The sequence below is a fragment of the Protofrankia sp. Cr2 genome (assembly GCF_963555885.1).
Classification (GTDB): domain Bacteria; phylum Actinomycetota; class Actinomycetes; order Frankiales; family Frankiaceae; genus Protofrankia.
Genome location: NZ_CAUVXG010000008.1, coordinates 49386 through 60249 on the forward strand (window position 1 = coordinate 49386; position 10864 = coordinate 60249).

A 10864-nucleotide genomic window follows, 5' to 3' on the forward strand; every position below is an offset into this window, starting at 1 on the left:
GGTGCTCCGCTGGTTGCCAACCCGGCATTCCCTAGCCGAGGGTGCGGTCCAGGTGGACGGCCGCACTGATCAGGGCGAGATGCGTGAACGCCTGCGGGAAGTTTCCCAGGGCCTCGCCGGACGGTCCGATCTCCTCGGCATACAGGCCGACGTGGTTGGCGTAGGTGAGCATCTTCTCGAACACCAGCCGTGCCTCGGTTACCCGGCCCGCGCGGGTGAGCGCTTCGACGTACCAGAAGGAGCACAGGTTGAACGTGCCTTCGTCCCCGTGCAGACCATCGCTGCCATCAGCGGCATAGCGGCGTACCAGACTGTCGCTGACGAGGTCCTCACCGACGCGGTCGAGGGTTGACAGGAAGCGCGGGTCGGTGGGCCCGGAGAACTTGACCAGCGGCATGCAGAGCAGCGAGGCGTCCAGTCTGGATGACCCGGGATGCTCCATGTAGGCACCGCGGGCCGGATCCCATGCCGCGTTCTGGACGAAACGGTAGGCGCGGCCGGCGTAATCCTTCCATTCGTTCGTGGGACCGGGCAGCCCGCGCTGGCGGGATATCCGACACGCGCGCTCAAAGGCCACCCAGGTCATCAACGCCGAATAGGTGAAGCGTTGCCGGCCGCCACGCGTCTCCCAGATACCTTCATCCGGCTCCTCCCAGTGTTTGGCGAGCCAGTCCAGTTGGCGGGAAAGTGCCTCCCACAGCTGGAAGGAAATCGGTGCGGCGAGCTTGTTGTACAGGTAGACCGAGTCCATGAGCTCGCCGTATATGTCGAGCTGGAGTTGGCCGGCGGCGCCGTTACCGATCCGTACCGGCTTCGAGTCGCGGTAGCCGCGCAGATGCTCGAGTACGATCTCGTCAAGATCGGCGTTGCCGTCGACGCTGTAGAGGACGTGCAGGCCTTTGTCTGCCGGCGCCTCGTGGCAGCGCTGTTCCAGCCAGTCCATGAAGGCCGCGGCCTCGTCGGTGAACCCGAGCGTCATCAGAGCGTATGTGGTGAACGCGGCGTCGCGGATCCAGGTGTAGCGGTAGTCCCAATTGCGGATTCCGCCGAGTTCCTCCGGCAGGGAGGTGGTCGGCGCGGCGACCAGGGCCCCGGTCGGCCGGTAGACGAGCAGTTTAAGAACGAGCGCAGAACGGTTCACCATCTCCCGCCAGCGTCCATGGTACCGGCTGCGGCGAAGCCAGGTCTGCCAGTAGGTGAGGGTGCGGTTGAACAGGCGATCCGCCTCCCCTTGCACGAGCGGGCGGATGGGAGTGTTCCATTCCATGACGACGTCCGCGGTTTCGCCGGTGTCAAGCGTGAACATCGCGGTGACGCCGTCATCGTCGGCCACAAGAGGCACGCAGGTGCGTAGGGTGAGGGTGCCGACGGGGGAGTCGAACACCGCACCCTGACCGTCGACAATCGTGACCGTATGCGATGCGCGCCCATAGTCGAAGCGTGGATGACAGCGCAGCGAGAACTCGGCTCGCCCGCGGACAGCACGGGCCTGGCGGACGATCACATGCGGGGCTTCGGTGATGTCGCTGTCGACCGGGACCATGAAGTCGACGACCTCTCCGACGGCCTGCGGCGCGAGGAAACGCGTCATCAGCACATTGGAGTCCGGTAGATAGAGCTGCTTGGCGCGGGAACCGGGACAGTGGATGCGGAATGCTCCGCCGCGTTCGGCGTCGAGCAGGCTCGCGAACACCGATGGGCTGTCGAAGCGTTGCGGACAGTACCAGTCGATGGTGCCGTCAGTCGCGACGAGTGCTACCGTACGCAAATCGCCGATGACCGCGTGTTCCTCGATGGGGGGATAACCGGTGTCGCGCATTGGTGGCCTCCGGGTGGGTGCCAAAGGATCGTCCGTTCCAGCGGTTCCGCGAACGTACGTCCAGTTCATGGCTCGCGGGCATCAACTCCGTGAAGTGTCGCGTTATGCATGGTCGGGCATCCGGCGCCGGAGACGTATCGATCTGTGACAGTGGGTGTGTCCTGCCCCCCCGGGCCGGGGGTCGCAGACAGGCGCCTGTGTCGGCCGCCACCCATATCGCCCTACGATCACGCCATGGCGGTGCAGAGACCAACGGCCCCCGATGGCCGAGGCGGTCTCGTCATGTTCGCCACCGGAGACCGGGTGTCTCCAGCTGATGATCTTGGCGGTGGAGTCTGGTCTCGGTGCGGAACCGTCCTGGCGGTGCATGCGGCACCACGCCGTGAACCCGGGCTGGGCGAAGAGGACGGGGTGCGGGTCGAGACGGCCGGCTGGGAACTGCCGAGTGCGGCCCGTGCAACGGTGCTCTGGGACGACGGCACGGCTGAAATCATCGCCGAGGACCGACTTTTCATGGTCTATGACCAGCAGGAGCCGATCGGTATCCGCGTCGTCACCCTGCCCATGTCGGGTTCCATCGACATTGTCGAGCACGGCGGGCACGTCGTGCTGCTGCTGCGCGAGGGTTTGCTGCCTCCGCACGAGCTTCAGGAGTTACGGGACAAACTGCGTAGAGTCCGCGCGTCACTCACGCCGCAGAGCGTCAACGGTCGTTCGCCGGCGGAGATCCGCCGGCGCGACCTCGAACTGCTGCGTGCTCTTATCGCCCAGCTGACCGGCTAGGGCCTGTGGCTGGCGCCACCGTCCCCATCCACAACCCGTTTCGCGGTGATGTGGGTCGCCGTCACGAGGTGGAATAGGGCCCTGGCCGCACGGCTGGGCCGCCGTAGGAGCTGCCGTTGAGGCTCCCCCGTGGCGGCTGCTCGGTCATCGCCTGACTGACCTTGGACGCGATGGCTTCGGTCAGTCGGATCGCCTGCGTGAGCGACAGGTTGAGCACGATCTCGCTGTCATCGGTCATCGCGAAGCGTACCGACACATCCGCCATGGTGGTTCCTTTCCTCCTGCGTCGGCCGCGAGTGGCCGCGGTTGGTGCTCCACGATCCCCGATCGCGCCATCGCGCCGACAGGTACCCCCCGGCGGACTCGGTCTTCGCTCTCGGGCTTCGATGAATAATTTTACGGAAGGCTCCATAAATTTTACCCAACGTGACAGACCCGCGGGTCACTCTTGCCGCTGTTTCGCCTTAAGTATTAGTACTGTCACCGATGGTATCCATTATCGATCATCTCGGGAGGCTGGGTGACTGAGAATCGGGCGGCCTTGACGGCCCGACCAGCCGCGGTTGCGATCGCCGGACACGGCCGGACGGACCCAGTCGGTACCGGCACCGGACGTGGCGCCGTAGAGATCCCCGCCGAGGCTTCCGTCGAGATCTCCGTGGTGATGCCGTGTCTCAACGAGGAGGCATCGGTCGGGGCCTGCGTGGCCAAGGCGTTCGCGGGCCTTGCCGCGGCCGGTCTCGGCGGCGAGGTGATCGTCGTCGACAACGGCTCGACGGACGACTCGGTATCGGTCGCACGCTCGGCCGGCGCGCGTGTCCTGACGGAGCCCCGACGCGGTTATGGAAACGCGTACATCGCCGGATTCGCGGCCGCTCGTGGTCGCTATCTGGTAATGGGTGACTCCGACGATTCATATGATTTCTCGGAACTTCCAGTGCTCGTTGAGCCGTTGCGGACCGGCCGCGCCGACTACGTTCTCGGCTCTCGTTTCACCGGCCGGATCATGCCTGGCGCGATGTCGTGGTCCCATCGCTATCTGGGTAATCCCGTGCTGACCGGGATCCTCAATCGGATCTTCGGTCTCGCTTCGTCTGATGCCCATTCCGGGATGCGTGCGTTCACCCGTGGCGCGTACGAGCGGATGGGTCCGCGGTGCGAGGGGATGGAGCTCGCCTCCGAGCTGATCATCTCGGCTGCCCGGGTCGACCTGCGGGTCGAAGAAGTGCCGATCACCTATCATCCCCGGGTCGGTGCGTCCAAGTTACGGTCGCTTCGGGACGGCTGGCGGCACCTGCGTTTCATGTTGCCACTCGCACCTCGCCACCTATTCGTCGGCCCGGGGCTGGTACTGCTCGGGTTTGGTGTCGCCGGGCAGCTCGTACTCCTGCCCGGCGCCCTCGACGTCGGCTTTCACCGTTTCGACGTCCATTTCTGCGTGCTGTTCGCGATGGTTGCCATCCTCGGTTGGCAGGTGGTGCTCCTCGGGCTCTTCGCCGATGTTTACAACCGCGGCCTGGGCTGGGCGCAGCGGCCGCGTCGCATGCTCGCCTGGGCGTACCGGCGATTCACCCTCGAGCGCGGCCTCGTGGCCGGCCTCCTGCTGTTCGTCATCGGGTTGGTAATCGACACGATCGTTCTCGCTCGCTGGATCGCCGCTGATCTCGGCCCGATTGACGAACTACGGCCGGCCCTGCTGGCCATGACGTTGATGGTGCTCGGCGCACAGAGTGTCTTCGCATCCTTCTTCCTGCATCTACTGACCGTGGGTCGCCCCGGACCACGCGAAGCGGGCTCGAAATGACCGCGGTACTGGCCGGCGCGCCGGCTGCGATCCCAGTCGCCGACGGCGTTGAGCCGCGGGTACTGGAGAATCATCTGGGGGGCGCGGACGCGGTCAACTACCGGCGTTTCGAACTCGACCTCGTCTCGCCGTACTGCGGCCGGCGCATTCTGGAGGTCGGGTCGGGCCTCGGAGACTTCGCCGCGGGTCTGCACGGTTATGAGCATCTCATCGTTTCGGACACTGATCCGTTTTGCCTACAGACACTGCGTCACCGTTTTGCCGGGCGCGCGGATGTCGACGTGGTCATGCTCGACGTCGCTGGCCTGCGCCGGGCTGACCTGCCCGGGGTTGACCTGCCCGGGATCGAACGGACAGCGGCGTTGGAGCCCGCGGTGCGCCCGGTTGACACATTGATCATGATGAACGTCCTGGAGCACATCGAAGACGACGTGGCCGCGCTGCGACGGCTGTCCCGCCTGGTGATTCCCGGCGGTCGCATCGTGCTGTGGGTGCCGGCCTATCCGGCGCTGTACGGCGAGTTCGACCGCATGGTCGGTCATTTCCGTCGCTACACGCCAGCCACACTGCGGCGGCCGGTGGAACTGGCCGGCCTGCGCGTCGAGCGGGTGGAGCCGGTGAACCTGCTGGGCGGTATCGCCTGGTGGGTGGCGGTCCGGCGGGTGCGACAGCGCAGCGCGGATCCTCGTCTGGTACGCCTCTACGACCGGGTCATCGTGCCGATCAGTCGGTGTGTCGAACGGCGGATCCGGGTGCCGTTCGGGCAGTCGGTGTTGTGCGTGGCGACCCGTCCGGTGCCATGACCGGCCGATGCATGACCGGCCGATGACGTGGGTTGGCCGGTGCTGTGGCGGCACACGAGTCGGTTATGCCAACAGCACCGCCTGTTCGCGGTGCTGTTGGCAGGCGGTAGCCTCCTGCGGGTTGCGGCGCTCGTCGCCTACTGGCCGGCGTTGGAGTTCTATGGCGACTCGTATTCCTACCTGCGGTACGCCCGCGAGCTCAGCCCGGATCCGGTCCGGCCGTTCGGGTACTCCGCCTTCCTGCGCCTGTTCGCGTGGTCGCCGTCGCTGGTGGTGGTCCCTGCCGTCACGCACCTGCTAGGTCTCGGTATCGGCGCCGCGCTGTACCATCTGTCGCTGCGGCGTGGCTTGCCCCGGTGGCTCGCGGCTTCGGCTGCTGCGCCTGTTCTGCTGGATGCCTATCAGGTGGACATCGAGCAGATGGTCATGGCTGAGACGCTGTTCGCCACCCTGCTGGCCGCAGCGATCGTATTGCTGCTATGCCGCCCGCGCCCGACCGTCGCCATGTCCGCCGGCGCCGGTATCCTGCTGGCCGCGGCCACCCTCACCCGCTCGGTGGCGCTGGTGCTGGGGTTGCTCGCCGCCGTCTACCTGCTCGCCCGCAATGCCGGGACCCGACGGCTGATCGCATTCGTCCTGTGTTGGGCAGCGCCGCTGCTCGCTTACGCGGCCTGGTTCGCCGCCGCGCATGGGAGTTTTGCCCTGCAGAATGCCGACGGGATGTTCCTCTGGGGTCGGGTCGCGCCGTTCGCGGACTGTGCCCGTTTCGAGGTGACGCCGGGCGAGATCCCGTTGTGTTCGCCGCATCCACCTGACGAGCGGCCCGGGCCCAATTTCTACGATTGGGACCGCGCCAGCCCGCGCTACCGCTTTCGGGCGTTCGACGCGCAGACCAATGCGTTGTTCCGACACTTCGCGATCAAAGTGATCGTGGCGCAGCCCCACCAGTACGCCACGCTGGTGGCACATGACGTCGCGCATTACTTCTCCCCGTCGCGTAACGCCGAGCCACCGGACTGGTATCTCGGGAGCTGGCAGTTCCCATCCGGGCGGTTGGATCCACGCTGGCACATCGACTTGGTGCTGCGGGACGTCGGCGGCGCCGCCGTGCCCCGCCGTTATGATCCGCTTCTGGGCGGTCTGCTGCGGGGATACCAGTCGTTCGGATTCATGCCAGGCCCGCTCCTCGGCGCCTACGCGCTCCTCGGCGTCCTGGCATCGATGGTCGCCTCCGGCTATGGCCCCGTCCGGGCCCGCCACGACTGCCTGCTGTTGGTCGCGATGGGGCTCGCCCTGCTGGTGGTGCCCTGCGCGACCGCGGTGTTCGATTACCGCTACATGCTGCCGACGCTGGTCTGCCTGCCGCTGGCGGGGGCGTTCGGGCTGAACCAACTGCGGACTGTCCGGTCGCAGGTCCGCAGAGTTCGGTACCACTCCAGCGGACGACGCGCGCGGGGCGACCTGGCGGGCGCCGGGTGGCGGTCAGATCCAGCCTGGGAACCACATGCGGACCCGCCACGCCGAGGTCGGGATCACCTGCGCTGCCATGATCGGATAGAAGTAGACGAACAGCAGGACGACAACGATCGCATAGACGCCCACCACCAGCGACCCGACCAGGCGACGCGTCTCCGAAGCGGTTCTGGGGCCCAGCGCGACACCCGCTAGTGCGGTCAGGCCAAGTACGAGGAACGGCAGCAGCGGCAGGGCGTAGAACAGGAACATCGTCCGGCTGGGGAATGCGAGCCACGGCAGGAACGACGTGCCGAAGCCGACCAGCACGAGGGCCGCCCGCCAGTCACGGCGGCTCGCCCACAGCGCGAGGACACCGACCAGGGCGAGGGTGCCCAGCCACCAGATCGCCGGGTTGCCGATCGCCAGAATCTCCCGGGAGCAACCGGCCTGGGCGCTACAGCCGGATTCGCCGACCTTGGGTGCGCCGTAGTAGTAGGCGACCGGGCGGCCCAGCACCAGCCAGCTCAGTGGCTTGGACGCGTAGGGATGCGAGGCGTTGAGGTGCTCATGGAACTGGTAGATCTGCATCTGATAGTCCCACCAGCCGCGTAGTGCGGCCCACGCGCCGTTACCGAAGTGGTGCCGGTTGTAGCCTCCGTCGGTGACGAACCAGCCGATCCACGTCGCGAAGAACGTCACCACCGGCACGACGAGAAAGCTCACCGCCCAGATCGGGGTGTCCCGGGCCAGCGCGGCCAGGATCGGCCGGCGCGCATCCGCGGTCCGGCGGGCTCCCACGTCCCAGGCGAAGGCAAGTGCGGCGAAACCGACCAGGGTGTAAAGCGCACTCCACTTCACCCCCATAGCCGCACCCAGACACAGCCCGCAGGCCAGCCGCCACGGGCGTGCACCGAGCCACGGGCCGGTGCCTACCAGGGCCGAGTGCGGGCCGGTGCCTACCAGGGCCGAGTGCGGGCCGGTGCCGACCAGGGCCGACTGCGGGCCGGTGCCTGATCGGGCCCGCAGTCGGGCCGCCAGCCGGGCGCGGCCGTCGTCCCGGTCGAGAACCAGACAGGCCAGGGCCAGCACGAGACCGGTCATCAGGAAGATGTCGAGGATCCCGATCCGGCTCTGGACGAACTCCAGCCCGTCGAAGGCGAGCAGGAGCCCGGCGAAGCAGCCGAGCAGAGTCGAGCGGAACATCCGCCTGGCGGTACGGGTGATGACGAGCACCGCGAGCGTCCCCGCGACGGCTGAGGCGAAGCGCCATCCCAGCTCGGGGTTGCCGTGCTGTACCCCGGCGCAGTCGGTGTAGCCGAAGAGCCATTGGGATGCGGCCATCAGCCACTTGCCCAGCGGCGGGTGGACGACGAATCCGGGGCCGTTGCAGCCGCTCTTGATGTCGCTCAGCTCATAGCCGTGGGTCATCAGGCTGTAGGCGTCGTGCGTGTAGTAAACCTCGTCGAAGTAAATGCCACGCGGCTCGGTGAGCTGCCAGAACCTCAGTACGCCGGCCACCGCGGCAAGCGCGAGCGACGCGAGCCAGCCAGCCAGTCGATCGGTCGGCATCGGCGTCACCAGCCGGTCGGATGGCGGCCGGCCGTCGTCATGGGTCAGGGCGACCGCGGGGGCTTGCGTGCCGTCGCCGCCCAGGGTCGGATAAGTCGTTGTCACCGCCACCGCATCAATGTAGGTCGTGGCTCCTGGCACACTCGGCGGGTGTCCGGGACTCTGGTGCTCTGCGGTGCGCCGATCGGTGATGTCCGCGATGCCAGCCCGCGGCTTGGCGAGGTCCTCGCGAGCGCCGACATCGTCGCCGCCGAGGACACCCGCCGGCTGCGTCGGCTGACCGCCGCACTCGGCATCACCATCTCCGGGCGGGTTGTCTCCTGCTTCGACGCGAACGAGGCGTCGCGTGCAGACTTCCTGCTCGCCCAGTTGCGTGCCGGCGCCACGGTGGCGCTCATCACGGACGCGGGCATGCCCGCTGTCTCGGACCCGGGATTCCGGGTGGTGGCCGCAGCCGTCGCGGCCGGGGTGTCGGTCTCGGTCGTCCCTGGTCCGTCCGCGGTGACCGCCGCGCTCGCGGTCAGCGGGCTGCCCACAGACCGCTGGGTGTTCGAGGGTTTTCTGCCACGCAGGCAAGGGGAGCGTCGGTCGCGCCTGGCCGAGCTCGCCGGGGAACGACGCACTCTGGTCATCCTGGAGGCTCCACACCGGTTGCCCGCGACACTGGACGATCTTAGCGCGGCCTTCGGGGGGCATCGCATGGGCGTGGTGTGCCGGGAACTGACCAAGACCTGGGAGGAGATCGTCCGGGACGATCTTGCCGGCCTCTGCGAGTGGGCACACGGCCGGGAGATCCGCGGGGAGATCACTCTGGTGCTGGCGGGCGCACCGCCGGCGTCTCCGCCCGCCGAGGCGATGGTTGCCGGGACGCCGGCTGCGGCGGCCTTCGCCGTGACGCTCGCCGCCGAGGTTGCGGGGCACGAAGCCAGCGGGACGCCCCGCAAGGAGGCCATCGCGGCGGTGGCGGCGGCTCATGGCGTGCCGCGCCGCGCCGTCTACGACGCCGTGGTCGCGGCCAAAGCCCGGTAGCGGGGCGTCCGCTGGGTGCGCGCCTGCCGACCACTTAGCAGGTGCGTTGGATGGTCAGCGCCTTCACCGTTGCGGCCCACTCGTAGCTGATCATGTATGGCCAGGTGTACCACCGCGGCGACGCGGTGGCGAACAGGGTGCGTCCGTCGTAGCAGCGGTCCAGCCGAAGTCGCGCCCTGGTGTCCTGCGGGGTCCCCACGACGACCAGCACGGACCGCCAGTTGTAGCGGGCTGCGAGTGCTGCGGTCATCCGGGCTTCGCCCTGGGTGGTGAGCGGGTCCGGCCGGAAGCAGATCACCCGTACCGCGGGGACAGCGACCGGACAGCGGTCCTGGCCGTACGGGTTTGACACTGCGAGTACCGGCGCATACCCGGATCGGGCGAGTTCGACCGCTTTGGCCAGCCGTCCAGGGCTTCCCGCATACATCACGATCGCGTCGACCTGCGCCGGGGCGTCGGTCGACGGCCAGACGAACAGCCGTGCGCTCGCCGTGAGGAACACCACAGCGACCGCGCCGAGAAGGATCAAAATCCGGGAGCGCTGCCGCCCCACTTTCACCGGTGTCACGCGGCTTCGGGCCAGGGCTGACCGCCGCGGCGGCACGGGTAGCGCAGCGGGGTCCGCAAGCGCTCGGGGGGCCAGACCGTGGCGGCGGCACCGTCCTGCCACTGAACCAGATGACCCTGATGCCCGATCTGCAGCCCGGTGGCGGGGTCGAGGCGAAAGCGGCCGAGCACGGTGGACGTGTCCAGCGCACGTGCCGCGGCGAGTACCGCGGCGTCGTCGAGCAGGGAGCCGTCGACCTGGTCGAGCATTCGCACGCACCGCCCGAGAACCAGCCCGGCGGCGAACGCGACCGCCGCTGTCGCCGCCGGCGGCTGGTCGTGCATCTGCTGGTAACGGCTCACGAACTCGGACACGCTCGGGCCGGTGCCGGCCGCAGCGGGCAGCTGCGGCGACCAGGCTCGCGGCCCCAGTAGTCCGTCACGTCGATCACCCAGGGTGGTCAGGGCATCGTCGTGCCCGGCGGTGGAGAACGCTGCGGCCCGCCACGGCCTGCGCAGGAGGATCTCGGCGGCGGCGGCCTCGTCTTCGGGGTCAGCCTGGACGATCAGGACATCCGCCGCCGGGAGCCGGCGCGCCGCGGCCCCCGCCTGCCCCGGACGAAAGACGCTGGATGTGACGTCGAAGTTTCGTGCTGTCGCCGCGGCGCGCGTCACGGAAACAATTTCCAACGCCCAGTCACCGGAAGCCACCATTACTGCGAGCCTACGTGCTCGGCGGTCGGCGGAACGTACCGCGGCGAGCACTCCGCGCGTCCAGGTGGCCTGCGGCGCGGCCATGTTGATGACGTTCGGGACGGCTTGCCGGACGAAGCGCGTCGATGGTGCCGCGATGTTGAACACCACCCGGTCGGTCGCGGCGCAGGCCGCGAGAGCGGCCTGCGGCCCGTGCGGGCCGAAGATGGCGTCAGGGTTGGCGGCCGCGGCGGACCGCGTTGCCGCGCCCGGGTGCGGGTGGGCGTCGTATGCGGTGACGTTGACCTCGTCCCACGCCGGTGGCAGGTGCTCGTCGCGTGCCCACAACGTGGCGGCACGCAA

The 10864-nt window shown here is 68.2% G+C and carries 9 protein-coding genes; 4 read left to right on the forward strand and 5 right to left on the reverse strand.

What is annotated here, in order from left to right; translation table 11 throughout:
* Positions 1-31 precede the first annotated feature (31 nt).
* Entirely contained in the window at positions 32-1819 is a 1788-nt protein-coding gene (locus tag U9978_RS06430; RefSeq protein ID WP_322760123.1) for a glycoside hydrolase family 15 protein, read from the reverse strand.
* Positions 1820-2122: 303 nt separating this feature from the next.
* Between U9978_RS06430 and U9978_RS06435 the strand changes: the two genes are divergently transcribed.
* Entirely contained in the window at positions 2123-2602 is a 480-nt protein-coding gene (locus tag U9978_RS06435; RefSeq protein WP_322760124.1) for a hypothetical protein, read from the forward strand.
* A gap of 61 nt (positions 2603-2663) precedes the next feature.
* Here the strand turns inward: U9978_RS06435 and U9978_RS06440 are convergent, their stop codons facing one another.
* Positions 2664-2867: a hypothetical protein gene (locus U9978_RS06440; protein ID WP_131745275.1), complete on the reverse strand. Its 204-nt coding sequence runs from the start codon at positions 2865-2867 to the stop codon at positions 2664-2666.
* 255 nt (positions 2868-3122) lie between these two features.
* Here U9978_RS06440 and U9978_RS06445 point away from each other — a divergent pair, with 255 nt between their 5' ends.
* Both U9978_RS06445 and U9978_RS06450 read left to right on the forward strand, forming a co-directional pair.
* Positions 3123-4406, forward strand: a complete 1284-nt coding sequence (locus tag U9978_RS06445) for a glycosyltransferase family 2 protein (protein WP_322760125.1) — start codon at positions 3123-3125, stop codon at positions 4404-4406.
* On the forward strand, positions 4403-5209 hold the full coding sequence (locus U9978_RS06450) for a class I SAM-dependent methyltransferase (RefSeq protein WP_322760126.1): 807 nt from the start codon (positions 4403-4405) through the stop codon (positions 5207-5209). The genes U9978_RS06445 and U9978_RS06450 overlap by 4 nt, the downstream gene beginning before the upstream one ends.
* A 1482-nt stretch (positions 5210-6691) precedes the next feature.
* Here the strand turns inward: U9978_RS06450 and U9978_RS06455 are convergent.
* On the reverse strand, positions 6692-8233 hold the full coding sequence (locus U9978_RS06455; RefSeq protein WP_322760184.1) for a dolichyl-phosphate-mannose--protein mannosyltransferase: 1542 nt from the start codon (positions 8231-8233) through the stop codon (positions 6692-6694).
* A 150-nt stretch (positions 8234-8383) separates the two neighbouring features.
* On the opposite strand from U9978_RS06455, the gene rsmI reads away from it, so the two are divergent.
* Entirely contained in the window at positions 8384-9262 is an 879-nt protein-coding gene (gene rsmI, locus U9978_RS06460; protein WP_322760127.1) for a 16S rRNA (cytidine(1402)-2'-O)-methyltransferase, read from the forward strand.
* Positions 9263-9296: 34 nt separating this feature from the next.
* On the opposite strand, the gene U9978_RS06465 is transcribed toward rsmI, so the two are convergent.
* Both U9978_RS06465 and U9978_RS06470 read right to left on the reverse strand, forming a co-directional pair.
* On the reverse strand, positions 9297-9821 hold the full coding sequence (locus U9978_RS06465; protein WP_322760128.1) for a YdcF family protein: 525 nt from the start codon (positions 9819-9821) through the stop codon (positions 9297-9299).
* 5 nt (positions 9822-9826) lie between these two features.
* Positions 9827-10864 (reverse strand): branched-chain amino acid-binding protein (locus U9978_RS06470; protein WP_322760129.1); only part of this gene is annotated, 1038 nt, incomplete at its 5' end.